Source organism: Bartonella sp. P0282 (assembly GCF_048452985.1).
GTDB lineage: Bacteria > Pseudomonadota > Alphaproteobacteria > Rhizobiales > Rhizobiaceae > Bartonella > Bartonella choladocola.
The window spans coordinates 734,939-761,865 of record NZ_WTFO01000002.1; the positions used below are offsets into that span (position 1 = coordinate 734,939).

Sequence of the window (26,927 nt, forward strand, 5' to 3'; positions counted from 1 at the left end):
AAAAAAACATGAAGCCGGTGTGCTACAGTCTGTCCACACCGGCATTTCAATAAATGCGGGTAAGCTCGAATAATCGCAATTATATGTCACAAGCTTACCATAAATGGTCTTTAAGCGGGAATCTTGTTAAAGAAACACGTCTTGAAGATCAGGGAGGGAATTCCAGCCGGAGATGATACAGGATACACCATTGGTGACAACAATCGTCGTGGGACTCTGTCTTGCATTCCTGTTTGGTCTTCTCGCCAATCGTTTACGAGTCTCGCCGCTTGTCGGCTACCTTCTGGCAGGTGTCATTGTCGGCCCGCATACGGCCGGATTTCGCGTTGATTCGCATCTCATTAACCAGCTCGCCGAAATCGGCATCATTCTGCTGATGTTCGGCGTCGGGCTGCACTTTTCCGTCAAGGATCTTCTTTCTGTTAAAGCAATAGCAATTCCCGGTGCCATTTTCCAAATGGCTGTTGCCACATTATTGGGACTTTGTTTCGGGCTTGTCATGGGTTGGGGCTTAGGTGGCGGCATTGTCTTCGGTCTTGCACTTTCGACTGCAAGCACGGTCGTTCTGCTGCGCTCTTTACAGGAACGCAATCTCGTTGAAACAGAGCGCGGGCGAATTGCTGTAGGCTGGCTTATTGTTGAAGATCTGGCCATGGTTCTTGCGCTGGTGCTTATTCCCGCACTTTCGCCATCTCTGGGCGGAACAGCGGTGGCCGAAGTCGACCCGCTTGCCCAATGGTTCCAATTGGGACTTTTCGGAACAATTCTTTTGACAATTGCAAAGGTTGTCCTATTCGTCATTTTCACGATCATCATCGGCAAGCGTGTTATTCCCTGGTTGTTGAAAATTTCTGCCCAATCCGGTTCCAGAGAACTGTTTCGTTTGAGTGTTCTTGCAATTGCTTTGGGTGTCGCATTTTTTTCGGCACATCTTTTCGGTGTTTCCATCGCTCTTGGAGCGTTCTTTGCTGGCATGATTATGAGCGGCTCCGAGCTTAGCCAGAGAGCAACCGAAGATACATTGCCTCTACGTGATGCTTTTGCTGTTCTGTTTTTCGTGTCCGTCGGTATGCTTTTCGACCCGTCAAAATTACTGACAGCGTTTTTTCCCCTTCTTGTTACCCTCATCATCATTATCGGTGGCAAATCCCTTGCGGCATACGGAATTGTTCGTCTTTTTCATCGTCCTTATGCAACTGCGCTGACAATCGGTGCCGGCCTTGCCCAGATAGGCGAATTTTCATTTATTCTTGCAGGCCTTGGAACAGCATTGGGAATCATCAATGACGAGGCGCGCGATCTTATTGTGGGCGGGGCAATCCTTTCCATTCTTTTCAACCCGCTTGTCTGTTTTGCAGCCGATAAAATTCGTTCCCGTCTTGAGACAAAAAATGGCGAAACCACGGTTATCAATATTGGCGGGACGGACGAAAACGGTCTGGTAAAAACGTCAAAATCCGGCCACACAATTCTTGTGGGCTTCGGTGACATTGGCGAAAAAATCGCTGCCGCACTTGACCGCCACGAAGTGCCTTTTGTCGTTATAGATAATAATGTGCAGACCTTAAAAAGCGCCAAAGATCAAAATAACGAGGCGATTTTGGGCAATGCCACCAATGCCGACATCCTTGAAGCAGCCAATATAGCCGGAGCGTTGCAATTGGTTATATCGACAAAAAGTGCAATTGATGCGGCACAAATTGTCGCAGAAACGCGTAAACTGAACGCCGGAATAACCATTATTGCCCATGCTGTAACGGAGATGGAAACAGCCTATCTAAAAGAGATGGGTGCGAATACCATAGTGACGGATGACGAAGAAATCGCTAAAGGTATGTTAAAACATTTGAGTTATCGAGAAGATAACACAAATGTACCTGAGGGTGACCGGACTTCACCGAAAACGACCGTGGAGAAGCCGGAAAATACGAGTGGAAACGCATGAAACTGAAGAAATATATTTGGCCCGTTATCGGCATCATAGCAATGGTGGTTTCCATCTATATTCTTTACCACAAGTTATCTGCGATTTCCTTTAATGATATTACCAGCAGACTGGGGGCGTTAAGTCCGCATCACTGGGTACTCGCGGCATTTTTTGCATTGCTTGCCTATGCTGCTCTTGCCGGTTACGACCGCATTGCATTGCAACATTTGGGCAAAAAAATACCCCTCCATTATATAGCCATTTGTTCGTTTACCACCTATGCGCTTTCCCACAATATCGGAGCATCGGTCTTTTCCGGTGCTGTGGTCCGTTATCGTGCTTACAGCAAGAAGGGGCTAAGCGGGGTGGAAATTGCCGTGCTGGTTGCGTTTTGTTCGTTCACATTTGCTCTGGGAACCATTCTTCTTTCCGGAATGGTGCTGGTTATCCGTCCCGATCTTATCACCCTCGTACATGAAGGTATCCCGTCATGGCTTGCAGTGACTATCGGCGTAGGAATGCTGACATTTGTCGCCCTTTATATATTGGGAAGCCTTTTGCAATTGCGGCCGTTAAAAATCGGCAAATCATTCCAGATTTCCTATCCACATTTCAGCATTGTCATACAACAGTTAATTATTGGCCCGTTGGAATTGATTGGCGCGGCAGGTGTCATCTATGCAACCCTGCCCGACGTTGGAAACCCCGGTTTTATAGCTGTCTTGGGCGTGTTTCTGGCGTCTTTTACAGTCACACTTTTGTCAAATGCTCCTGCTGGCGGCGTCGGTGTGCTTGAAGCTTTATTTATGGCCGGAATGCCGAATATGAATCCCGCCGACGTTATTTCCGCTTTGATTGTGTTCCGCCTGCTCTATCTCATCATACCGCTTGTTATTTCGCTGTTTTTTGTTGCCGCATTTGAAATCAGCCAATATCGCCAACGCAATACGAACGGAAACAACATTTCTCCAAAAAGCTGAACGCCAAACGCGCCGCGATAAAGCAAAAAGACAAAAAACCAAATTCAGATTTTTGTCTTGTGTCGTTCGATTTCCACACCAACCGCAGTCGGGCCGAGTTCGAGTTTGTCGACACGCACAATGACCCTTTGAACTCTGGGATAAGCAAGGATAAGTGCTGCAATACGTTCTGCCAATGTTTCAACCAGTTCGACGTGACCAAGTGAAACGAGATTCTTGATACCATCAAGGATAAGGTCATAAGAAAAGATATGTCGCATATCTTCCGGATTGGAAGACAAGCGCTCTACATCTGCCTTGACATTGAAACGGACTTTTTGCTTATGCCCGTATTCGCGTTTATAGGCTCCGATTTCTATCGGTAGAATAAAATCCTCAACGATAATACGATCCGTTCCAAGCCCGCTATTTTCAACAATATGGTCTTGCTCGCTATCGACCGGCAAAAGCGCACGCACCAATGAATTGGTGGCACTATCGCCGAACTGTCCGGATTTGACCGGATGTTTGACAATAAATCCCAACCAATCAGGCGAATAAGGCAATAAACGCGGAATATCGGGTGCTTCGATCATACCGAGAACGCCCGCTTGCAGATTGGAGGCACGGGCTTTCGCCATGAAATTCCCGATATTCTCCACTTTTATCTGACTTAAAATCGTTTGTTCAACCTTTTTCGGTTGCAGCAAAATTCCAGAAAACCCCAATGCCGCAATAATGGAAACAAGCGAATTATCTGGTGAATTTTCAGCCTCGATCAATGCAACAAGCGGGTATCCATCGCACCGGTTGGCAAGCGCTTTTACAAAAGCCGGAAGTTCTTCCGGGGGGGTCGCAACCACAATCCGCTTGGCACCGCATTTTTCCATCAATTTGGAAGTCAATATGTTGGGATCAGAAGCACGCAACCAGATTTGCGGCGAATATCCGTTCATATTTGTGATTGCCGAACATAGCTTTTGCATTTTTTGCAATGAGCCGGATAACAAAACGACATCTGCGCGGACACTATAAGCAATCCGCGCATCATCCTGATCTTCAAGTGCGACTAATAATTTAGTCATCACATTTTCCGATCATCAAACCCGAATTAAAACTTGGGGCGAATATTTTTCAAACCGTTATTCACCTTGAACAATTCGTCAAAAACGGCTTGTGCTCCACCTTCAATAGTGGAATTCGGTCTGAAATTGCCGTTTTCGTCGATATATTGGGTATATTGAGGAATTGGCAAAGTTTCCAGAATCGGTACCATTCTTACCGCGTTGACCATCAAACGGGCTGTTTCAACAGCTCTTAATCCGCCCGAAATACCGCCATAGCTCATGAATGACACGGCCTTATAGCTCCATTCATTGGAGAGATAGGTTACCGCATTGACAAAAGATGACGGAGGCAAATGGTCATATTCGGGCATAACGAAAATATAGCAATCGCCTTTTGAAATGAGTTTGCTCCATTCTTTCGTATGCGCATGTTCGTATTGATGGAGCCGCGGATGTTTCGGTTCATCAAACAGTGGCAAGTTGATTGTTGCCAGATCAATCAATTCAACATCGAAATTTGAATGACTATCAGCGTATGAACAGAGCCAGTCCCCCAATTTCCTACCTACCCTACCAGCGCGCGTAGGTGTGACAATGATCTGTAAACGTGGTTTCATCTTTCTTTCCCTTCAACCGAGAAATATTTTGTATCCAAAATTTTTTCTCACTTACGCGAGCGTTTAAAACAAACACTCTATTATCTTCATGCAGTAAAATTACTGTTCTTGCGTTTTAACTGGCGAGATAAGTACTTTCGCTATATTACGCCTCTCCATTTCAACAACCTTGAAATTAAACCCCTCGGCATTAAAACTCTCTCCAGTTGTTGGCAAGTGCCCGAAATGCCATAACATAAAACCGGCAAGAGTGGTATAACGATCATTCTCGTCCACCAGATCTTTATCAAGAAATCCGCTTAAACGGCGAATATCCGCATATCCCTCAACCATAAAGCTACCATCTTTCAGATGTTCTGCAATAACCGGTTCGTCATCTTCATCAGGAAAATCACCGGCAATAGCTTCCAATATATCGGTTGGCGTGGCAACCCCTTCAAACGAGCCATGCTCATCGACAACAATAGCAAGTTGTATCGGCGAACGCCGCAATTTTTCCATTAAACGCAACACACTGGTGTTTTCATGAACAACCAGTGGCTGGCGCATTGCCTTTTGCCAATCGATATTTTTTCCCTCGGCAAGATCGAGAAGCAGGTCTTTTGTCAGCGCAACCCCTACAAATTCGTCCACCTTTTCACGCGCAAGCACAAGGCGGCTATGCTTGAATTGTTCAAGCTCGGTGCGCATTTCATCTTCGTTGGCATCAAGATCCAGCCATTCTATCTCGTTGCGGGGAGACATAATCGAACGGACAGGCCGGTCGGCGAGATCAAGAACACCCCGAATCATCTGTTTTTCTTCCGGACGGAAGATTTCGGAGGCCGCCGCCTGCTCGGCAATCAAATCTGCTGTTTCGCCTAAATTACCTTCTTTCTTTCCACCGCCCAACAGTCTGAGCACAGCACCGGCTGTGCGCTCACGCAGGTCGTTTGTGGAAATCAGTTTCTCGCGATTGTGACGGCCAATCTGGTTGAATGCTTCGATAAGCACGGAAAAACCGATCGCCGCATAGAGGTAACCTTTCGGGATATGAAAGCCGAATCCTTCAACAATAAGGCTGAAACCGATCATCATCAAAAAACCGAGACAAAGAATGACAACCGTCGGATGGCGGTTGACAAACACCATCAAAGGTCCCGAACCCCACATCATGACGCCCATAGCGATAATGACGGCAAGATACATAACCATCATCTGGTCTTTCGGGATCATACCTGTCGCGGTAATGATACTATCGAGCGAGAACACAGCATCAAGCACGACAATCTGCACAATGACCTGCCAGAATACAGCATGAACAACAGTAGAAGAGTCTTCATGCACCTCGCCTTCGAGCCTTTCGTGCAGTTCAAGCGTTCCCTTGGCAAGAAGAAAAGCGCCGCCAACAATCAAAATCAGGCTGTGCCAACTGAATGAAAAATTTCCGACCGAAAACAGGGGTTGATCGAGTGTCATAACCCAGCCCATTGCAGTCAGAAGAATAAGCCGCATGACCAACGCACAGCTCAACCCTGTCAAACGGGCGCGATTTCTTACTTTAGGGGGAAGTTTCGTCGCCAAAATTGCGATGAACACAAGATTGTCGATGCCCAGAACAATTTCCAGAAAAATAAGTGTTACAAGACCCATCCACGCATGGGGATTTGCTATCCATTCCATGATTCATTAAATCCGAGAAAAGCGCCAAAAGCCGAAAAACAATCGAGGAAAAACGATATAGTTCATATCAATCCTCGAAAACGTTTTTTGAAAAACGACAAACACGAAACATCCTGCTGGATAAAACAAAAAGCATCTCGTCGTTGAAGACTGAAATTTTCAGCTTCAAAGCCAAAACACTCTGCTTAAACTGTAAAAAAATACCCCGAAACGGCCTACACCGCTCGATACTACAGGAAGGGTCTTCTGAATTTTGGTCGGGCATTACGCTCGATCGTCCTCTCTCTACCGGTAACAGACTATGTCACACGCATTGACTGATTGTTATATAATGAGGCCTTTTTATATGAAGATCAAGATGTTTTCTCAATCGTCGGAATGAGCCGATCAACAAAGAATGAAAAGACAGAAAAAATAAAAATTTTCTATGGACATCATTCCTGAGGAACGCTATAGAACCGCTATCGTTCAATAACGATACCGTGTGGGTGATTAGCTCAGTTGGTAGAGCAGCTGACTCTTAATCAGCGGGTCACAGGTTCGATCCCTGTATCACCCACCATTTAAATCTTTGATTTATAAATGTTTTTTCGGACAGAAAAATTTTCCGATAACAAGGGGTAGACACTTTTTTAAGAAGGGTAGACATTTTTTGTTTTCCTTCTGTTCACTTCCTTGTCAAAAACTTTAACAACATTCTCTAATTCCCGACTTCCAATCCTCTAAGGCATCTCTTCCGCTCCGACTTTTGTCGAAAAATCGAAACGGAACGGCAGTGAAAGGTAGGCAGAGCGGAACTGATCCGGTCTACGGTATCTGCGTTATCAAAGTACAAGCCATCTTTGATAAAAAACGGCAGTTTTCGACGTTAGCTTTTATCGGGAACGTCTACCACTGGTGAAAATCAGGACGGAAGAACATCTCTGTCAAAGAAGGTATATACAGAACCTTGAATTTTACTGAAAAGTTTGCCAAGTCCGATGTCGGTGGCAGATAAATCAACACCGAAATCAAAGGTCGTGAAAACGGGGGCAATCAAAAGAACAAGGAACAGGACAATCGTTTCAATGCCCTCATGAGCCGGACATTTAACAGATGAAGAACACGTACCTTACCTTCCTCAAACCTCCTCGACTTCTCGCATTGTACGCAGGCCGAAGCGACCGTGACCTCACCAATCACCGTCAAGAAAAGCGTCAGACCGGCGTGGGGTTCAAGCTGGCGCCGCTGGCAACGCTTAAAAAAAAGGCTTTATTCCGGAAACAGGTGACATCCTCGCTATCGCTCAAGGTTTGACGCAAACTCCCCGCCCCGCGCTTTGTGAAAAAAGACAATAACATTTCATCAGGTTTATGGGCAAGGCGTAGGCGCAAGAGCTAAAAAATAGCAAAGCAGCAATACGCGCAAAATGCAGCTGATTGCCTTAAACAGCCAGTGCGACATCAGCAAGAATGTCAAACATAAAACCAAAACCGGATGGTATGAATGTCGCGTTGCGGTTTAAAAGATCGTTTGACAATAAAAAAGATAAACAATAGGGCGCGATGTTTAGCTTAGCAGAAAGTACGATAAAAGTGTGCTTCTTGTCGCAAGCGCGCAAAAGCGCAACAGACTGTATAAACCGGCAACCTTGCCTTTATATTTGAAACATGCACATTTGTCGGCTATTGCGCCTTGATAATGACATTGGTTTCAGCCTTTCGATAATTGGTTTTTGCGCTTCAGGCCGAAAACTTCCGGCAAAATTCTTATGACAATAACCGTTGCAATAATAAAAAGAACCATGATGAAGCCATAGAAATAATCCCAACCGATAACGGGGATAAGCATGGATGAACCGATCATAAAAACAGTTCCTACCAAACGGCTTAATCCTAGAAGGGTGGCATAATCTGTTGCCGGCTGATTGCCTTGAGCCCATCCGAGCAGTGATGTGCACATGATAACAAATAGCCCGCTTGATGCCGCCGACATTGCGGTGATGCTGACGAGTGCGAGATGGGGAAAACCATTGAGGCCGATAATCAATCCGCTTAATGTAAAAAGCCCGTAGAAAAGGCAGATGACCAACGCCTGGCCATTGCCAAGACGATTTAAAAGCGGCACAGCAATGGTAGAAGCACCAAGCCCGACTAATGGACCGAAAATGCCTACCGTCGTGCCTATTGTATCAAGCGATATGCCAACATCGACGAGCACAATCCTTCCCATGCCCATCATGCTTGAAAACACACAACTCAGTAAGCTTAGCGCAAAGAGACGGCGCAAATTGCGTGGTCGCGCAAACGTTTTGGTAAAAGATGGCATGGTGAATTTTCCGGTCAGTTTTGCGTTGTCAGATTTTGTACAAAAACAGATCGGCACAGAAGCGATAATGGTAAATACCGCAACCAGTTGAAACATAACCGTCCAGCCTAACCGGTCGGAAAGCGCCATGAGGATGCCGCCGCCGACAACAAGCCCGATAAGATAAGTCCCCGCTTTAATTGCTCCGGCAACCGGCCGGTGTTTTTCGGGTACCGATTCACTTGCCAAAGCATCTAGTGCGAGATCCATGGTTGCGGTAGCCAAAGCAACAATGATACCGAGTGTCAAAAGCAAAAGCGGCTCGGAATCGTGCAGATAAGAGGTGACGAACAATACAATCACAGTGACAATCTGGGCGCAAAGAATCCAGCTTATTTTCGGCATATGGCGGTTGGGCGCAAACGCATCAATCATCGGAGACCATAAAAAGGTCAGTCCAAAGGGAATAAATAAGACAAATAACCAGCCCAATTGCCCCATCTCAAGCCCTTTGGAGCGCAAAAGCGGTGGCAATGTGCCGCTAATCAAACCGAACAAAATACCAAAAGAACAATATAAAGCCGCAAGCGCGAAGAGAAAGAGTGCCGGAAAGCGTTCACCTTCTATGAGGCTTATAGGTGCAACCAAGCGTTCATTTGCAAGTTCAGCCGTTTCATGATGCATCGGATTTACCTTTCTCCTTGGCTTTGCTTTAAGAAGACAATGTTATTTCGTGGTTATTTGGAGTTTTATTCATCATCGCGGCGAGATTTGTCGTCGAACCACTTAACCGATAAAGGACACTGATTTTCATTGCTTGAGAGTGACGATGAAAAAAGCGGCGCGGGTCTTTCAACCCGTCACCACGCGTTTTTCGTTAAAAGCGGAAGCTTGTTCCAAAGCCGATTGTTCTTCCAAGTCCGGCCTTCACAACCTGTATGTCGCGCGTATAGAAGCTCCCGAAAGCTTCATATCTTTTGTCTAAAAGATTATTAGCAAACGCGTAGATTTCGACCTTGTCGTTTTTCCAACCCAAACGCGCATTGACGATACCGTACGATTCAAGATCAAACGAGTTGCGCACATCACTTGGACGCTTATCGGTATATTGATAAACGGCCGAGGCGTAGATGTCGCCGTTATCAATGCCGATACGTTCGGCAGATGCAAAATATTCCAAACCGATGTTTCCCGTCCATTGTGGGACATTGGGCACGTAGTTTCCCGACTTTGCGTTCAGCAGATTGTTCTCATCGAGATCTTTCAATTTCGCTTCTGTGTAGCCGATACCACCAATTAATGTGATTTCATCAGTAATAAGCGTTCGCCCCTCGACCTCGAAGCCATAGGACTTATAATCAAGCGCGACAATTTCATATTCAAACAAAGCCGCATTATAGGATATCTGGTGTCCTTTCGAGACATCATTATAGAAAACAGAAGCGTTGAGCGTCGCCCGCCCGTCAAGCAGGCTTGACTTGACACCGCCTTCATAAGTCCAGCTTGTCGATGTGGGAAATTGTGCTTCCTGTTTGCCGAACGGATTATTGACGCTATGCCAAGGGTATCCCCCCGCCACGGCACCACGACCAACGGTCACATAGGTCATCAGATCTTGGCTCCAGTCATAAGTCAAACCGGTTCGGCCGGTCACAAATGTATCTTTGAATGACGAATCCTGACTGAAAACAGCGACCGTTCCACGTGCGCCATTGCCAATAAAGCCGTAATCGACGCTTTTTTCCTCATGCGTTACACGCAAACCCGCCAAGCCCTTCAGATCACCCACTATCGGCACTGTCATTTCACCAAAAGCCGCATAGCTGTCGGTAGTCAGGTCACCCGTTTGCAAACCGCTGAAGGCCGGCGGATTTTGGGTTTTCGACCCATCTTGCAAAGCATAATATTCCGACCGGTAGTAGTTGACACCAGTGGTCCATTTGACCTCCTCCTCGTCAAGCGAAGACAGCCTGATCTCCTGCAAATAGGACGTTTCTTTCTGAAACCCCCCACCAACATTTTGATCTCGCCGATTGGTCATAGACGGCGGAAACCCCATATATGCCCCATAGATCAACATATCCTGATTATCCTGGGTCGTGTCGATATTGAGCTTGTGAATAGCCGATATTGTGGTGAGACGGAATGCATCGAAATTATGTTCAAGCCGGAATGTCCCGCCATTATTTTCCCGTTTGAAATCATCACGCGGATTAAGGCCGCTGCATGGATAGCAATAAGCCTGCTTGAGCACCGTTGTCGGCTGCTTGTCATTATTGCTTTCATAGTCGTAGGTGAACTGGGCAGTGGTGTCCTGATCCGGTTGATAAAGAAGGGTGCCGCGCGCTGCACCGACCTGCGTCTGTCCGTCTTCACCACCGATTGACTTATTGGCAATATCGCCGCCACGATTGGAATATTGCAACGCCATGCGCGAAGTTAACACATTGTCGATAAGGACTGTGTTTGCAATAAGTTCTCCAAGTCCCCAGTCTTTGGTGCCAACCTCACCGCGCACCGAATATTCATTATTGAATACCGGTTTTTTGGTAATAAAATTTATAGCGCCTCCTTGGGAATTACGGCCGTAAAGCGTACCCTGCGGCCCACGTAAAACCTCGACCCGTTCAAGATCGAGTGTTGACGGTGGCAGCCCGTATGCGGACATCGGCACTTCGTCAATATTGAGTGACACAGAAGAATCATCTGCCGATAGCGGCGAGATCGAGCCGACGCCACGGATCATCATACTGTTGGTGTAGAAACCGCCCATATCCACATAACTGATATTGGGACTTTGCCGCGCAATGTCGGCATTGGATGCAGATGAGGGGATGTTGCGCACCTTGTCACCTTCTATAACAGCAACCGAAATCGGTACTTTTTGCATATCTTCCGAGATGCGACGTGCATTGATAATCACCGGCGACAATACAACACCGACATTGGCGGGTGATGTTTGCTGTTCGGCATGAACAGGAATGGTTCCAACGTGCAGAACAATTGATGCAATGCCGACTCCCAAAGCCGACGGTGTCTTCATATGCTTTAACATTTCGTGCCCCTCGCTGATTATCCCGATTTTTCCGTAGCCTCCCACTGACCGAGACTAAACGAATGTTCAATGTGTTAAACAATCGTTTAGTTACTAATGTAGATAAAACTTGTCAAGTTATTTCTTGATTGTGTTTTCCCGCCCGAAATCATGGTTTTTTGTTGCTTTGGCCTTCATATTTTTTAAAATGAAGTCGTTTAATGAGACCGCAGGAAACCTAAAAATGAACAAGCTGTGCTTTTCTCGAACTTGTTAATTCCGGGGACTTGACGCCTATGACCAAAGAATTGAAACACCAATATTCGGCAGTCGACGCCCGCGACCGGATTATCGACGCAGCACTTCAAGTGTTTGCCGATGTCGGCTATGCCGGTGCCAGCATGCGCACTATAGCGGAAAAAGCCGGTGTTTCGGCGGCCCTCATCCACCATCACTTTAAAGATAAGGAAACGCTTTGGAAAATTGTGAACAAGCGTATATCGCTTGAATTTCATGAATATGTTTCAAAGGGCACTGAAATGGAGGATCCGACAAGCTCTTTCGAGCGGCTGATGCGCAATTTCCAGCAATATTGGATCAATCATCCATTGTCCCTGCGCTTGCAGCTTTGGCGTATGCTCGAAGCCTCGATTGAGGAACGCCAGTCGCGCTCTTCATTTTTGAATGAATATTTTGTCCCGAAAATCAGGCAGGCACAGAAAGCGGGGGTGGTGCGTGATGATATTCCGGCCGGATTGGCCATGCTGACTTTCGGCGGTTTGATGTTGTTTAGTCTTCTTAATCGTTTGGAATTGGACCACGCAGTTTCACTGGATAGTAACCATCCTTTGGACAATGATGAACTTTTTACCTATCTTATCAGCCTCATTGCAACAACTGGCAAAACCGGTAAATAGCCCCTGTATAAAGCCGGAAATCTTTCTGCCAACTATAGCAACGATGTTATGACAAGGCTTGTTTCAACTGACAACGGTATTTCGGAAGCTTTTGTCAAAACGCTTAAACGCGATTATATCAAAATAGCCAATTTGCCAGATGTCAAACCAGCTCTTCGGCAGATTAATGGCGGGATCGCGGATTATAATGAAATCCATCCACATTCCGCGCTCGATATGAACTCTCCAAGGATGTTCAAAAGGACACCAAATCAATAGATCATGTGTCCGCTCAAACGAGGGAGCAGTACATCAGTTGATCTATAATCAATTATATTATATAATAATCTTCTATTCATGAAGAATATTGTATTTTAAGTGTATTAAGACATGACGGCTTAAGTTGCCTTCAATTTATGGAGTACAGTAATGATTAATTCTGTATTTAATAATGGCCGTATGTCAGGTTCAGAAACGGCTTTACATTTGCTGAAGTCCAACGAGACCAATCAATTCAATAGCGACACTAAGGGTTCTAGAGGTATATCACCGACTGTTGCCGCTTCTGGCAACACTCCTCTTTCTGCGTCTTCATCTGATGCAATATCCAGAATTCAAGAACTTATGGCAGGCAAAATCGACGTTAATGCGGTTCAGACTGGTTCTGTTTATCATGATACCATGACAAGCATTGCTGAATCTTTAAGGAATGGATCGTCTGTTTCTGCGGATGGAACAATTACAGCAAATCCCAACATGAGCGATGATGAATTGAAGGAATTATTCACTCAAGTTATGAAAAGCCATATTGCTCAAGGTAAAATTAGTGATTCCGGGTTAGTCGAAGCTATCCAATCCGGTAAATTTGAAATTGTCCTTGAAGGCGATATGACTGGTAACCCGATATTTAAACAAGGTCGTTTTAAAGTTGTCGGGGATGGATATGGCTTTATCAGTGATAAAGCTTGGAGATCAGAGGCTGATAATGAGGCAATCAATGCTTTTCATGCTTCTGGTAAACGCGTCATTGAATCTGGAATTGGACCAATGCGCTTCGGGATTATTTTTTAAATAATCCATTCTGACCTAACATATTATCAGAGCGAAATACGAAAAACTACCTATCGCTTTTGGTGCATCAACTGCTGTTTGTGCTTTTTCCGGTGCTTCTCATGCTGCGCAGCTAACTATTTATCATTATAATGGAACTGGCGAAAGCGTTAGCATTGCTAATGGCATTAATTGCAATGGCGGGTCGTGCTCCGGTTCATATTCACTTGCAGCTTTGGCGTATGCTCGAAGCCGCGATTGAGGAACGCCAGTCGCTCTCTTCATTTTTGAATGAATATTTCGTCCCGAAAATCAGGCAGGCGCAGAAAGCGGGGGTGGTGCGTGATGATATTCCGGCCGGATTGGCCATGCTGACTTTCGGCGGTTTGATGTTGTTTAGTCTTCTTAATCGTTTGGAATTGGACCACGCGGTTTCACTGGATAGTAACCATCCTTTGGACGATGATGAACTTTTTACCTATCTTATCAGCCTCATTGCAACAACTGGAAAAACCGGTAAATAGCCCCTGTATAAAGCCGGAAAATCCTGTTGCCCTCTTTACCGGAAACGATGTTGTGACAAGGCTTGTTTCAACCGGGAACGGTATTTCAACAAAGCCGGTTTCAAAAGTCACCTGCTTATCATTCGGTCAGGCGGAGCCGCCGAAAAACCATGTTGTACTGTTGAAGCCTGCGATAGGAATATCGGGGGTTTCGACAATAAAAATGGCTGATTGTCGTTGAAGTTCCAATTGCCGTTGCCGCTCCAATAGTCATTGGAACTATTGTCGCCGACCAAAGAGACGCGTTTTTTGAAGAACCATCCCCATAGAAAAGCCGATTGGAGAAAACAATGTCCGGCAAAAGATCACCCCTGCCCTATAGTCGACAGTTTTTTACTTCCAATAAAGAAGAATACCGGAACTCCAATCAAACAACAATTCGGTTAATGACGATTGAATGACGGGCGATTAAGCGACAGGTTCACACCGCCTTATGCGCTTGCGCCACTGTTTCGTGACTGCCGTTTGATAAAGTGTGGTGAAAGAAGTTCCATGTTTTCATTCACCACACAAATGTTATAAGCCAAAGAATATTATATTTTCATAAGCTTTTATCTATTTGATTGACCGCTTTCTCCGGTCAATCCGTTAAACGGGCTGCCATCATTTCTAATCTTTAGGCCGGTTATCAATGATAACTTTACGTTTTCCCATCGAGCGTTCAATTGTCATCGGCTTTTGTATTTGCAAATTGACCGAAACCCCGACCGTGCCTTTGATATGACGAACAAAATTGCGTGAATATTGGCTCCATTTTTCTTCTGAACTATGTTCGGGACGAGCTTCGGCAACGACAGTCATGTTATCCATTCGGCCTGTTCTCGACAACACAATCTGGAAGTGACCTGCACACCAGTCTGTTGCAAGCAATGCTTCTTCTATCTGGCTTGGAAAAACATTCACACCACGTAAGATAATCATATCATCGGAACGTCCCGATATTTTTTCCATTCTGCGCATTCCCTGATGGACTGTGCCGGGTTGAAGCCGCGACAGATCACGGGTACGATAGCGTATGATGGGCATTGCTTCTTTGGTCAAAGTCGTGAAGACAACTTCACCTTTAACGCCATCTTCTACAGGGCTTAATGTATCGGAATTGATGATTTCGGGATAAAAACAATCTTCCCAGATGTGGAGACCGTCTTTCGTTTCAACACATTCCTGTGCGACACCCGGCCCTAAAACTTCCGAAAGCCCGTAAATATCGGTTGCATCCATATCGAATACATCTTCTATTTCCTCACGCATGGCATTGCTCCATGGCTCGGCTCCGAAAATGCCATATTTGAGCGAGGATTTTCTCGGATCAAGACCGGCTTTGACAAAGCCGTCAAGAAGCGCAAGCATATAACTCGGCGTTACCATGATAACTTCCGGCTTGAAATCATGGATGAGCTGAACTTGCCTTTCGGTCATTCCGCCCGACATCGGAACCACCGTGCACCCCAACCGTTCAGCCCCGTAATGTGCACCAAGGCCGCCTGTGAACAGCCCATATCCATAGGCTACATGGACAATCATGCCCGATTTGGCGCCCGCCGCACGCATAGAACGGGCAACAAGATTCGCCCATATATCGAGGTCATTTTGCGTGTATCCGACGACAATCGGCTTGCCGGTTGTACCGGAGGAACCATGAATACGACTAACTTTTTCACGCGGAACTGCAAATAGGCCAAAAGGATAGTTGTCGCGCAAATCCTTCTTTTCTGTGAACGGAAATTTTTCTATGTCGGATAGCTGTTTGAAATCCGAGGGATGAACTCCCGCTTCGTCAAACTTTCTTTTATAAAAAGGCACATTTTCATAAGCGTGCTTCAATGTCCAGGCAAGCCGCTTCGTTTGCAATGCCATAATCTCGTCACGCGAGGCATTTTCCAGTGCTACGAATTTTTCTTGATTGAATTGTGTTGTCATAGTTTCCTCCCAAAAAGCTATGAAGCCTGAATTGTGTAATACTAGGATTGATTATCAACAGTTATGCCAATAAAATTCTTCGACACTTCGCGAGAAACACCGCGAAATTCGGCGATTGTTCTGCCTTGTGTAGAAACATTGACATCGTAGATTCCGGTGCGTCCGGTTTTGCTGACTTCCTTTGCTTGTGCTGTCAGAATGTCGCCCTTATGCGATGGCCGGATATAGACAATGTCACATATCTGCCCGACATGAGCGTCTCCATAGCTGTTACTTGCATAAGCAAATGCTGTATCAGCCAAAGCAAATATAAAACCGCCATGCGCAATATCGTGGCCATTCGACATATTTTCAGTGATCTCCATCGTCATCACTGCCTGTCCGGGTGAACTGGATACCAGCTTCATGCCCAAACTTTGTGCCGCCTTATCGCCTTCCCACATTTTTTTTGAAGAAAGATCTGCTATTTGCTGTCCATTCATGCTTTCCTCCCCGTGAATGAGGGCAGCCGTTTTTCCATAAAAGCCGTTACACCTTCACGATAATCCGGTGTAAAACCGGCTTTCCTTTGCTGGTCTCTTTCAAAATCCAATTGTTCATCAAGACTATGAGACGAGGAATAGTTCAGCGCCTCTTTAGCCAAAGCCAATCCTTGTGTTGGCTGTTCGGCGAACCATTTTGCCAGTTTTACCGCTTCATCATGCAGGTCTTTATCGTCATAGACTTTCCATATCATGCCCCAGTCATGAGCCTGTTGTGCCGAAACAGCTTCACCAGTCATTATCAAGGCACGAGCGCGAGCGTCTCCGATGAGACGTGGCAAAAAGAACGTTCCACCTGAATCGGGAATAAGGCCAATTCTGGCAAATGCCTGAATGAAGCGCGCACTTTTTGCAGCCAAAACAATGTCGCAACTCAAAGCTATATTGGCACCGGCTCCCGCCGCCACACCATTGACTGCGCAGATGACCGGTTTTTGAAGTCTCCGCAAACGGCGGATTAAAGGATTATAAAATTGTTCGATCGTTGCGCCGAGATCATGCGGGCCACCTTCGCTCACGCGCATATTGAGATCTTGTCCGGCACAAAACCCCCGTCCTGAAGCACTAAGCAGAACGGCACGACAATCTTCGCCAGCGGCCGCATCCAGCGCTTTAACCAACGCTCTGTGCATGTCGTCGGTAAACGCATTCAATTTTTCCGGCCGGTTCAAAATGATTTCGTGCCAGCTTTGATGATTATTCACAAGGATCGGCTGTTCATGACCAACCATTCGTTCCTCCTTTTTCAAGCCTCCCAAATTTTTGCTTGAATTAACCGAATGTTCGGTTAATAATTTATCCAAATTGACGATCTGTCAACCGCGAAGTTGATGTTAACGAGGAAATCATGTCACATTCAGTTGTTCAGACAGTTGTTCAGACAGTTGTTCAAGCAGTTGTTCAGACAGTTGTTCAGACAGTTACCCAGAATAAAGCATATCTATCAAATGTCCAAGACAGGAAAAAATATATAATTCTATCTTTAGTTCGGGGGCTTTCAGTTCAGGGGCTTTCAATTCGGGCAAATGCTGTTTCCCCAATTATCACTTCAAAAACAAAAATATTATAAATACAATTTATCAATTTTAAATAATACATCTTCAATTTTATATAAATTTTCATAGTTATATTTTTTCATATAAATATAATGTTGCAAAAAAATAAAATAATAAATTAATTATTATATTAATTGTAAAAATATTTTATTATAAAATTCTAATATCGCACTAATGAGGAGGAGTTAATGGCAAATATATTAAATAGTTACATCAAAGGTCGCTGGTTCCAAGCAGAAACGGGTTTCAAAGATATATTAAGTGCAATTGACAGCACTGTGGTTGCAAAAATATCGAGCGCAGGAATTCATTTCGGCGAGGTAATTGACTACGCAAAAAAAGTCGGTGGTGCCAATTTACGTAAAATGACATTTCACCAAAGAGCGGATGTCTTGAAAAAAATCGCGCTTCACCTCGACGCCAATAAAGAAAAACTTTATTCATTGGCTTTCCAGACCGGCGCCACCAAACGCGACAGTTGGCCGGATATTGATGGCGGGATTATTACACTTTTTGCCTACTCTTCCCGTGCACGTAAAGAATTGCCGGACAAGACATTCGTTGTTGAAGGACCGTCGGAACGTCTTTCAAAAAATCAGACGTTCAGCGGTCAACATATATTGACATCGCGCGAGGGGGTGGCTGTCCATATCAATGCATTCAACTTTCCTTGTTGGGGGCTATTGGAAAAACTGGCGCCTGCTTTTCTTGCCGGCATACCGGTCATTACAAAACCTGCAACGGCCACAGCCTATGTTGCAGAAGCTTTGATGAAACTCATTGTCGAATCCGGTGCTTTGCCTGATGGTGCTTTGCAATTTATCTGCGGTGACACAGGTGATTTGCTGGACCGGCTCGACGGACAGGATATTGTGTCATTTACGGGTTCTGCCCATACGGCCGAATTGTTACAGCAAAACCCTTCCATTGCGCGCAATGCAATACGCTTCATTGCCGAGCGTGACTCGCTTAATGCAGCAATCCTCGGTTCTGATGCCAATAAAGACAGTCCGGAATTTGCGAACTTCATAAAAGAAGTGACCCGCGAAATGACGGCGAAAGCGGGACAAAAATGTACAGCTATCCGCAGAATAATTGTGCCGCAAGCCTATCTTGATGACGTGACTTCAGCGTTAAAGCAAAGTCTGTCGAAATATATTCCGGGAAATCCCGCCTCGAAAGAGAGTTCGATGGGATTGCTGGTATCCAAAAAACAACGTAACGACGTTATCCAAGCGATTCGACAATTGCAAAGCGAGGCCGAAATTGTATATGGCTCGCTGGAAAACATAGATGATAAAAGCGCTGCATTATCTCCCGTACTTTTGAGCTGTAGAGAACCGTTGAAAGCCACTGTCATTCACCATGTCGAAGCTTTCGGGCCGGTAGCAACATTGATGCCATACAAGACAACAGAAGAAGCAATCGAACTTGTGAAAAAGGGCGAAGGTAGTCTGGTTGCATCAATCTATACCTATGATGATCGTTTTGCGAATGCTCTCACTTTCGGTATTGCCCCCTACCATGGTCGACTTTACTTCATTGACCGTGACAGCAAAGACGAAGCAACCGGCCATGGTTCGCCTCTACCTGCCTTGGTTCATGGCGGCCCCGGTCGTGCCGGTGGCGGTGAAGAAATGGCGGGTATTCGCGGAATTTTTCACTATATGCAACGTACCGCGCTTCAAGCTTCTCCCAAACGGCTTACAAAATTGCTTTGCGAGTGGTCTTATGGCGGAGACCAGACCGTTACCGAAGAACATCCATTCCGCCGCGATTTCGACGGGCTTGAAATAGGCGATACAATACGCACGAAAGAACGCACAATTACACTTGACGACATAGAACATTTTGCCAATTTCACCGGCGACACATTCTATGCCCATATGGATGAAGAAGCCGCGGCTGCAAATCCCTTCTTTCCCGGACGGGTTGCCCATGGTTATCTCCTTCTGTCTTTCGCTGCCGGTCTATTTGTAGACCCGCTACCCGGCCCGCTTCTGGCAAACTACGGAATTGATAATCTGCGCTTTCTGAAACCGGTATCTCCGGGGGATGCTATCCATGTGAGACTGACCGTAAAAGAAAAACGTGCCGCGAGAAATCCGGAATATGGTGAAGTCCGTTGGGATGCGGAAATTTTCAACCAGAATGAAGAGACCGTGGCGCGTTATAACCTGCTCACCATGTCATCACGCCAACCGGCATTATAAATAATCGTTAAAAGGTGGTTTTAGTTTAAAAATGCAATTAAAATTATATCCGATCTCTATTCGATTGCAGTGATATAAAACCACCTTTTAAATTCAATAAAATTATATAAAATATATATATTCTTATAATAATTATTTTAATATTATTTCTTATATCGTTATAAAATATTTATAAAAAATTTAGAACTGATATAAATACAAAATCGTATAAAATACCAAAATATATTTTGAATATAAAATTTTCTGGAAGAACACAAATTATTGATTGTCAATTTTATCTAACTGTTTTTTATTACCAAACTGCGTTAGAGGTTTCGGACGTGTTGTCCACTCTAAACAATCAATTCGGGTAATCAAAACAATCAATTCGGGTCATCTTTGAATAAAAACGTTTCATCTTTTTTTGTTCCCGGTCCACGTTCGGCCGCCTTTATCGTTACGATTTACGGAGACATCGTCGAACCGCGTGGTGGTGTGCTTTGGATAGGTAATCTCATTGATCTATGTTCAGCAGTCGGTTTGAATGAATCGCTTGTCAGAACATCGGTTTCGCGTTTGGTCAATGCAGGCCAACTTGTTGGCGAACGCAGCGGTCGCCAAAGTTTTTACCGCCTGACACCTAAAGCACAGGCCGAATACCGGCAAATGGCAATGCGCGTTTATCATTTCAGAAATCCGCCGAAGGACTGGATGATTATAGCACGGTCCGATGTCGAGATGGATGATTGTCTCAAGACTCGAAATTTCGCGGTGATGAACCGTAATCTGTTATTCGGTCCGAACACGTCTGATGATTATCCCGATGCACTTGTCTTTGAAGCAAAAGCAATTCACGGAGAACAGCGGCTAAAAAAGTTCGTCAGTACATTCTGGGATATTGAAAAAATCGCATTCTGTTATCATTGCTTTATTCAAAAATATCGCGCCTTTGAACATATGGCTCCCGGCAATCTCTCACCTCTCGAATCATTGCTCGCGCGTCTTGCAGTGGTGCATGATTACCGCTTGAGTTTGGCGAACGATCCCGATTTACCGCGAAATTCTTTGCCGGAGGATTGGCCGGCCGATGAGGCAAAAAAGCTTTTTGCCCGTTTATATCTTCGATTATCGGCCGAAGCGGAAAACTTCATTCATGAAAATTTCAAGACAAATGATGGCCAATTGGCACGAAATACCGAATTGACCGATCTTCGCTCTGCATCTCTTCAACAAATATTAGCAAGTTAAAACAAATAGTTAAAGAAAACGCTCTTAAAACATCACATATTCGATAAAAAATCGCTTTTTTTGTGATGTTTCTTATTGTATAATATAACCGATCGGTCAATGAATTGGAGGAGATCGTTGCCTGACTTCAAGCGAAGCTTTCGAGCGCGATTTTTACTGCCATAAATTGCCTGTTTTAAGAATGCGTTCTCGTGTTTGTCACAAGAATGGCGGAGGATTTCTTATGTATGCACAAATGGTGAAAACAGACAGTAACAAAGTCAAGTCGCTTGACGAGATGGATGCTCAGGAACGCGCGTTCCAGGAACGTATTGACCGCGGTGAAAAGATCGAGCCGAAAGAATGGATGCCTGATAATTACCGCAAAACATTGATTAGGCAGATCGGGCAACATGCGCATTCCGAAGTGGTTGGACAATTGCCTGAAGGGAACTGGATTACCCGCGCGCCGACTTTGGAACGCAAGGCAATTCTGCTTGCCAAAGTCCAAGATGAGGCCGGACACGGACTTTACCTCTATAGTGCCGCCGAAACACTGGGGGTCTCGCGAGACGAGCTTATCGAACTTCTCCATTCCGGCAAAATGAAATATTCATCAATTTTCAATTATCCGACTTTGACATGGGCAGATATTGGGGCAGTCGGCTGGTTGGTTGACGGCGCGGCCATTATGAATCAGGTGCAGTTGCAAAAAACATCCTATGGCCCCTATTCGCGCGCCATGATACGCATTTGTAAGGAAGAGAGTTTTCATCAACGTCAGGGCTATGACATTATGATGAAAATGTGTGCCGGAACAGCCGCACAAAAATCCATGGCTCAGGATGCGATCAATCGTTTCTGGTATCCTGCTTTGATGATGTTCGGCCCTTCGGACAAGGATTCCGTCCATTCTGCACAATCAATGGCATGGAAAATCAAGATCAATACCAATGACGATTTGCGCCAGCGCTTTGTCGATCAGACAGTCCCGCAAGCCGAATTTCTCGGCTTGAAAATTCCGGATGAAAATCTCGTATGGAACGAAGAAAAACAGGGCTATGATTTTACCGATCCCGATTGGAGCGAATTTTTTGATGTCATTTCGGGGAATGGTCCCTGCAATAGAGAACGCCTCGATGCACGGATCAAAGCGTGGGAAGATGGCGCATGGTACCGCGACGGTTTGCAGGCCCATGCCGACAAACAAGCCAATAAATATGCAGCAGCTTCTGTAGCCGCCGAATAGACCTCGCAATTTTGTAATCAACGGGAGAAGAACAATGTCACATCAATGGCCGTTATGGGAAATTTTTATTCGCGGGCAACACGGGCTTAATCACCGTCATGTGGGCAGTCTTCATGCACCGGATGCCGAACTGGCGATAAAAAATGCCCGCGATGTATATACCCGCCGCAATGAAGGGGTGAGTATTTGGGCGGTCAAATCAAGCGACATAGCCGCATCAACGCCATCTGACAAAGGGCCTCTTTTCGACCCGTCAAATTCAAAAATCTACCGGCACCCGACATTTTTTCAAATTCCGGATGAAGTGGGGAAAATGTAATGGAAAAATCACCCGAAGTTGACAAAGCGGTCGTCGAATTTCTGTTGCGCATGGGCGACAACACCTTGGTGCTTGGCCATCGCATTTCGGAATGGTGCGGACACTCTCCGGTTCTCGAAGAAGACATCGCGCTCGCAAATCAGGCTCTTGATCTTATCGGTCAAACACAACTTTGGTTGGGATTGGCCGGTGCTTTGGAAAACAAAGGGCGCAGCGCCGATCAACTGGCATTTTTGCGTGACGCATGGGATTTCCGGAATGTGCTATTGGTCGAAAAAGACAATGGCGACTTCGGAAATACGATGATGCGACAATTCCTGTTCGATGCGTGGCATATCGAAATGTTGAAGGCATTGTTGAAATCTTCAAACAGCCAGATTGCCGAAATTGCTGCCAAAGCGGTCAAAGAGGTCGCCTATCATCTGGAAAAATCGGCAGATATTGTTATTCGTCTGGGCGACGGAACCGAACTTAGTCATCAACGCATGCAACATGCACTCGATAACCTCTGGAGCTATACCGGCGAATTATTTGTCGATGACGATTATGATGAAATCGTCAATAGTGCCGACATTGCACCACTGCCTTCAAGTTTGAAACATAAATGGGATCAAACAATCAATTCCGTATTGCGCGATGCGACACTCGCTTTGCCGCAAACAAGCTATGTCCATAAAGGGGGCAAGAAAGGTCGGCATACCGAATTTCTCGGACATATGCTTGCCGAAATGCAATTTTTGCAACGCGCTTATCCCGGCTCTACATGGTAACGGTGAAACGCCATGATCCTGAAAGAGAGACCCACAAACCAACAAATATGGACCTGGCTTGATAAAGTACCGGATCCGGAAATTCCGGTCATATCTGTTACAGATCTTGGAATTGTGCGCGATGTTTCATGGTCGGATGACACGCTTGTCATCAAAGTGACGCCGACCTATTCGGGGTGTCCGGCAACGTCGATTATCAATTTCGACATTGAAGTCGCCTTGCGAAATCACGGAATCGATAATTTGCGTATTGAGCGGCAATTGTCGCCTGCATGGACGAGCGACTGGATCAAACCGGAAGCGCGCGATAAATTGAGACAGTTCGGGATTGCTCCTCCTGTCAGCGGGACAGCCGCCGACGGTAATTTACTGAAATGCAATGCACATTCGGGTGGCTCGAACTTTTCTGTGGCCTGCCCGCACTGCAATTCCACAAATACCGAAAAAATCAGCCAGTCGGGTTCGACAGCATGTAAAGCATCCTATCGCTGTAAAGATTGTCTTGAACCGTTCGACTATTTCAAATGCATTTGATGATATGGGGAGGCCAAGCATATCATGGCACGTTTTTTTCCACTGACTGTAACCGATATTGTTCGCGAAACACGCGATGCTGTGGCTGTCACTCTTGAGCCCAGAAACGAAGATAAACAATCTTTCGATTTTCTTCAGGGGCAATATCTGACGTTCCGCAAGGATTTCGACGGTGAAGAAATCCGGCGGTCATATTCTATATGCGCAGGCAAGGATGAAGGCTTTTTGCGCGTCGGTATCAAAAGGGTTGAAGGCGGCCTTTTTTCCAACTGGATCAATGACAATCTGAAAATTGGTGACCAGCTTTATTCTATGCCGCCGATGGGCAAGTTCAACACCCCGATTGAGCCGGATGTGCAAAAGCAATATATCGCATTTGTCGCAGGTTCGGGAATTACGCCAGTACTCTCTATTATAAAAACGGTTCTCCGTCACGAACCGCTGGCGCAATTTACCCTGATTTATGCAAACAAACAGGCAAATTCCATCATGTTTCGCGAGGAACTTGAGGATTTGAAAAATATTTATCTCGACCGTTTTTCGATCATTCATATTCTTAAAAGCGAAGCACAGGATATTGATCTTTTTGCAGGCCGGATTAATCATGAAAAGCTTGAGCAATTATGCCAAAACTGGGTCGATCTGGCGGCAACCGACATTGCCTATATTTGCGGTCCTGAACAAATGATGTTGGTCGTTGCAGATTTTTTGCGAAACCATGGCATGAATGACAGCCAGATAAAATTCGAGCTTTTTGCCTCTGCTCCCCGCACAAAGAAGCGCCATAATGTCGAGAATAAGGCTGCCGGCAATATATCGAACAGTACAGCCTCTATCACCGTTACGCTGGATGGGTCGACGCATCATTTCGATATGGCAAAACAAGGTGAAACGATCCTTGATGCCAGTTTGAAAAACCAGATGGATGCGCCTTTTGCATGTAAAGCGGGAGTTTGTTCGACATGCCGCGCAAAAGTGCTTGATGGCGAGGTTGAAATGGTCACCAATCACGCACTTGAAGATTACGAAGTTGAAGAAGGCTATGTTCTTACATGTCAATGCTTCCCCGTAAGTGACAAAATTGTGCTTAGTTACGATCAATAGGGGGAAAGAAGCATGACTAACGATATGACAATCGACGATTATCTGAAACAAGGCGGGGTTGTTTCTTCGCCGGCCAATTTGCCACCACGTTATCGGGCGGAACTGTTGCGGCTGATGGCTTCGTTTATCGACAGCGAGCTTGCGGCGTCGGCCGGATTTGCCGAAGCTATCAATCATTCACCCGGCATCCGCCAGCGCATCAATGCAGCAAAAATTGTTCTTGAAAAAGCCCGCCATGCGGGAGCTGTTCTTGAACTGATGGGAGAATTCGGTGCCGATACTGAACGTTATGCCGGAAGCCACCCGTGGAACGCGCGAATACATCGCGAGGATGACATTGGAAGATCACGTGCAGACGGACGGGATATGCGTCTATCGGTTTTTTATTATCCGTTCGAGGGGTGGAATGATGCCGTTATAATGAATGTGCTCATGGGCATTGCCTCGTCTATACAATTGGAAGAGCTTTCAAAAATATCTTATGCGCCTTTGGCCGAAACCTTTCGGGAAATCATTCCGGAAGAGAATGCCCACACAGAACTCGGAATTGTCGAACTTCATCATATCATGAAGGATAAAAGCGGAAGCGATAGCTTGCAAAAATCAATAAAATATTGGTTGCCGCGCATTGAAGCGACCTTCGGACAAATCGAATCAGACCGTTTCGAGCGTCTGCAATCTTATGGATTGAGGCATAGAACCAACCGCGATATGTTAGATCAGTTCAAAAAAAATACCGGTGATTTTCTAGCGCGACTTGCTATTGCCAATAATTAATACATGAAAAACAAATATTCGCCCCAAGGCGCAGATGTTTTAAGCTGAAAATCCGGTTATAGACTTGCACTTTCAAGCAAGTTATACCAATACATGAGTGAACTGGTTTAGCTCATGCAAAGGACAGAGTTCATGGCTCGGCCGCGTGCCCAAGATTACGAAGAAAAACAATCCCTTATTCTATCTGAAGCGGCCAAGCTTTTTGCGCGCTACGGTTTTACCGGTTCATCTATCAATATGATCGCCGACGCTTGCGGCATGTCAAAAGCGCTTCTCTATCATTATTATCCGGATAAGGATTCTATCCTTTTTGCAATGTTGAAGCAGCACCTTTCCGAGCTTGTGGCGGCGGTTGAAACAGCAACAAAAACAGCCAAAACACCGCAAGCGCGCGTTCGGGCAATCGCTCATGCTTTGCTTGATACCTATAAGGACGCAGATTGCGAACATCAGGTTCAAATATCCAGTTTGAAACTGCTGACAGCAGACCAACAGTCGGTTATCGTTGAGATGGAGCGCCAACTCGTGACAAAATTATCCGATGCTTTATCGGAATGTCTGCCGGATTTGAAGTCAAAGCAATTGTTGAAACCGCTTACAATGTCGGTCTTCGGTATGCTGAACTGGCATTATTTATGGTTCCGCGAAGGCAAGGGCTTAACACGTGACGAATATGCCGATATGGTCACCAAACTGGTTTTGAATGGCGGCAAAAGCTTGTAGTATTTTTAGCGTCAAAACAGCAGCCACCGCAACAAACCGGAGCCGGAATTGCCGTTTTTTCTGCAACTTTTCTTTTTCACCGGTTTTATCCGGCTGCCTTTTTGCCAGTTTTATAGTTTCGGCTCTGCCCGATTTTTATTTATCCGGTTAAATCTCTCGAAAACTCGACAAGTTTAGCGCTATCCTCAACCATAACGCCATCATTATCATCCCGATATTCTCTATTATCATTATTGTGATATTTTTCGGGCCCGAAGACTTCCCCTCAGGCAAAAAGGAAAGGCATGCGTTTTCCGGTCACAAGTTTTTCAATGTGAAAAAACAAAATTTTTCAGGCCGCGCCCCTCAAGGCTCATCGTAAAAGCGAAAACAATATTAGAATTTCCGATGAACAACCTGTCAGAATTGGCCAATGATAACCCATCAATGATATTTAATAGTCTAACACTTTAAC

The 26,927-nt window shown here is 45.5% G+C and carries 22 protein-coding genes, 1 tRNA gene and 1 pseudogene; 16 read left to right on the plus strand and 8 right to left on the minus strand.

Annotated elements, in window-relative coordinates; genetic code table 11:
• The first annotated feature begins 172 nt into the window (after positions 1 to 172).
• On the plus strand, positions 173 to 1,945 hold the full coding sequence (ybaL, locus tag GQS64_RS08580; protein WP_198231270.1) for a YbaL family putative K(+) efflux transporter: 1,773 nt from the start codon (positions 173 to 175) through the stop codon (positions 1,943 to 1,945).
• Positions 1,942 to 2,907 (plus strand): lysylphosphatidylglycerol synthase transmembrane domain-containing protein, encoded by a 966-nt coding sequence (locus tag GQS64_RS08585; RefSeq protein ID WP_198231271.1) that lies wholly within the window; start codon positions 1,942 to 1,944, stop codon positions 2,905 to 2,907. Before ybaL ends, GQS64_RS08585 begins: the two co-directional genes overlap by 4 nt.
• 44 nt (positions 2,908 to 2,951) lie before the next feature.
• Here the strand turns inward: GQS64_RS08585 and GQS64_RS08590 are convergent, their stop codons facing one another.
• The 3 genes from GQS64_RS08590 to GQS64_RS08600 form a co-directional block, all read right to left on the minus strand.
• A complete protein-coding gene (locus tag GQS64_RS08590) occupies positions 2,952 to 3,971 on the minus strand; it encodes a dihydroneopterin aldolase (protein ID WP_198231272.1) in 1,020 nt (339 codons plus the stop codon).
• Between the two features lie 26 nt (positions 3,972 to 3,997).
• Positions 3,998 to 4,570: an NADPH-dependent FMN reductase gene (locus GQS64_RS08595; RefSeq protein ID WP_077992630.1), complete on the minus strand. Its 573-nt coding sequence runs from the start codon at positions 4,568 to 4,570 to the stop codon at positions 3,998 to 4,000.
• A 99-nt stretch (positions 4,571 to 4,669) separates the two neighbouring features.
• Entirely contained in the window at positions 4,670 to 6,232 is a 1,563-nt protein-coding gene (locus GQS64_RS08600; protein WP_077992632.1) for a TerC family protein, read from the minus strand.
• 486 nt (positions 6,233 to 6,718) lie between these two features.
• Here GQS64_RS08600 and GQS64_RS08605 point away from each other — a divergent pair.
• Positions 6,719 to 6,794, plus strand: a tRNA-Lys gene (locus tag GQS64_RS08605).
• A gap of 1,130 nt (positions 6,795 to 7,924) precedes the next feature.
• On the opposite strand, the gene GQS64_RS08610 is transcribed toward GQS64_RS08605, so the two are convergent.
• Positions 7,925 to 9,202: an MFS transporter gene (locus GQS64_RS08610; RefSeq protein WP_198231273.1), complete on the minus strand. Its 1,278-nt coding sequence runs from the start codon at positions 9,200 to 9,202 to the stop codon at positions 7,925 to 7,927.
• Positions 9,203 to 9,395: 193 nt separating this feature from the next.
• Positions 9,396 to 11,573 carry a TonB-dependent receptor gene (locus GQS64_RS08615; protein ID WP_246798527.1) on the minus strand — a complete coding sequence of 726 codons (2,178 nt, stop codon included), beginning with the start codon at positions 11,571 to 11,573 and terminating at the stop codon, positions 9,396 to 9,398.
• A 275-nt stretch (positions 11,574 to 11,848) separates the two neighbouring features.
• On the opposite strand from GQS64_RS08615, the gene GQS64_RS08620 reads away from it, so the two are divergent.
• From GQS64_RS08620 to GQS64_RS08635, 4 genes and pseudogenes are all read left to right on the plus strand, one after another.
• Complete coding sequence (locus tag GQS64_RS08620) at positions 11,849 to 12,469, plus strand: TetR/AcrR family transcriptional regulator (RefSeq protein ID WP_198231274.1); 621 nt, start codon at positions 11,849 to 11,851, stop codon at positions 12,467 to 12,469.
• A gap of 72 nt (positions 12,470 to 12,541) precedes the next feature.
• A pseudogene (locus GQS64_RS08625) lies at positions 12,542 to 12,727 on the plus strand (integrase core domain-containing protein); the annotation flags it as partial.
• A gap of 150 nt (positions 12,728 to 12,877) precedes the next feature.
• A complete protein-coding gene (locus GQS64_RS08630; RefSeq protein ID WP_198231275.1) occupies positions 12,878 to 13,519 on the plus strand; it encodes a hypothetical protein in 642 nt (213 codons plus the stop codon).
• Between the two features lie 176 nt (positions 13,520 to 13,695).
• On the plus strand, positions 13,696 to 14,022 hold the full coding sequence (locus GQS64_RS08635; protein ID WP_198231276.1) for a hypothetical protein: 327 nt from the start codon (positions 13,696 to 13,698) through the stop codon (positions 14,020 to 14,022).
• 648 nt (positions 14,023 to 14,670) lie between these two features.
• Here the strand turns inward: GQS64_RS08635 and paaK are convergent.
• The 3 genes from paaK to paaG are packed head-to-tail and all read right to left on the minus strand — an operon-like array spanning position 14,671 to position 17,254.
• The gene (gene paaK, locus GQS64_RS08640; RefSeq protein ID WP_198231277.1) at positions 14,671 to 15,981 is read right to left on the minus strand and encodes a phenylacetate--CoA ligase PaaK; all 1,311 of its coding nucleotides are present in this window, start codon (positions 15,979 to 15,981) and stop codon (positions 14,671 to 14,673) included.
• A gap of 41 nt (positions 15,982 to 16,022) precedes the next feature.
• The gene (gene paaI, locus GQS64_RS08645) at positions 16,023 to 16,463 is read right to left on the minus strand and encodes a hydroxyphenylacetyl-CoA thioesterase PaaI (protein WP_198231278.1); all 441 of its coding nucleotides are present in this window, start codon (positions 16,461 to 16,463) and stop codon (positions 16,023 to 16,025) included.
• Entirely contained in the window at positions 16,460 to 17,254 is a 795-nt protein-coding gene (gene paaG / locus GQS64_RS08650) for a 2-(1,2-epoxy-1,2-dihydrophenyl)acetyl-CoA isomerase PaaG (protein WP_198231279.1), read from the minus strand. The genes paaI and paaG overlap by 4 nt, the downstream gene beginning before the upstream one ends.
• A gap of 512 nt (positions 17,255 to 17,766) precedes the next feature.
• Between paaG and paaZ the strand changes: the two genes are divergently transcribed.
• The 9 genes from paaZ (at position 17,767) to GQS64_RS08695 (ending at position 26,473) form a co-directional block, all read left to right on the plus strand.
• Positions 17,767 to 19,791 carry a phenylacetic acid degradation bifunctional protein PaaZ gene (paaZ, locus tag GQS64_RS08655; protein WP_198231280.1) on the plus strand — a complete coding sequence of 675 codons (2,025 nt, stop codon included), beginning with the start codon at positions 17,767 to 17,769 and terminating at the stop codon, positions 19,789 to 19,791.
• 378 nt (positions 19,792 to 20,169) lie between these two features.
• Positions 20,170 to 21,018 (plus strand): PaaX family transcriptional regulator C-terminal domain-containing protein, encoded by an 849-nt coding sequence (locus GQS64_RS08660; RefSeq protein ID WP_198231281.1) that lies wholly within the window; start codon positions 20,170 to 20,172, stop codon positions 21,016 to 21,018.
• A 223-nt stretch (positions 21,019 to 21,241) separates the two neighbouring features.
• Positions 21,242 to 22,246, plus strand: coding sequence for a 1,2-phenylacetyl-CoA epoxidase subunit PaaA (paaA, locus tag GQS64_RS08665; RefSeq protein WP_198231282.1), 1,005 nt, complete (start codon positions 21,242 to 21,244; stop codon positions 22,244 to 22,246).
• Positions 22,247 to 22,280: 34 nt separating this feature from the next.
• Complete coding sequence (gene paaB, locus GQS64_RS08670; RefSeq protein ID WP_198222753.1) at positions 22,281 to 22,565, plus strand: 1,2-phenylacetyl-CoA epoxidase subunit PaaB; 285 nt, start codon at positions 22,281 to 22,283, stop codon at positions 22,563 to 22,565.
• A complete protein-coding gene (gene paaC, locus GQS64_RS08675) occupies positions 22,565 to 23,335 on the plus strand; it encodes a 1,2-phenylacetyl-CoA epoxidase subunit PaaC (protein WP_198231283.1) in 771 nt (256 codons plus the stop codon). Before paaB ends, paaC begins: the two co-directional genes overlap by 1 nt.
• A gap of 12 nt (positions 23,336 to 23,347) precedes the next feature.
• Positions 23,348 to 23,869 carry a 1,2-phenylacetyl-CoA epoxidase subunit PaaD gene (gene paaD, locus GQS64_RS08680; RefSeq protein WP_077992669.1) on the plus strand — a complete coding sequence of 174 codons (522 nt, stop codon included), beginning with the start codon at positions 23,348 to 23,350 and terminating at the stop codon, positions 23,867 to 23,869.
• A gap of 24 nt (positions 23,870 to 23,893) precedes the next feature.
• On the plus strand, positions 23,894 to 24,973 hold the full coding sequence (locus GQS64_RS08685; protein ID WP_198231284.1) for a 2Fe-2S iron-sulfur cluster-binding protein: 1,080 nt from the start codon (positions 23,894 to 23,896) through the stop codon (positions 24,971 to 24,973).
• Between the two features lie 12 nt (positions 24,974 to 24,985).
• Positions 24,986 to 25,750 (plus strand): Phenylacetic acid catabolic protein, encoded by a 765-nt coding sequence (locus tag GQS64_RS08690; protein WP_198222749.1) that lies wholly within the window; start codon positions 24,986 to 24,988, stop codon positions 25,748 to 25,750.
• Positions 25,751 to 25,882: 132 nt separating this feature from the next.
• Entirely contained in the window at positions 25,883 to 26,473 is a 591-nt protein-coding gene (locus GQS64_RS08695) for a TetR/AcrR family transcriptional regulator (RefSeq protein ID WP_225868092.1), read from the plus strand.
• Positions 26,474 to 26,927 lie beyond the last annotated feature (454 nt).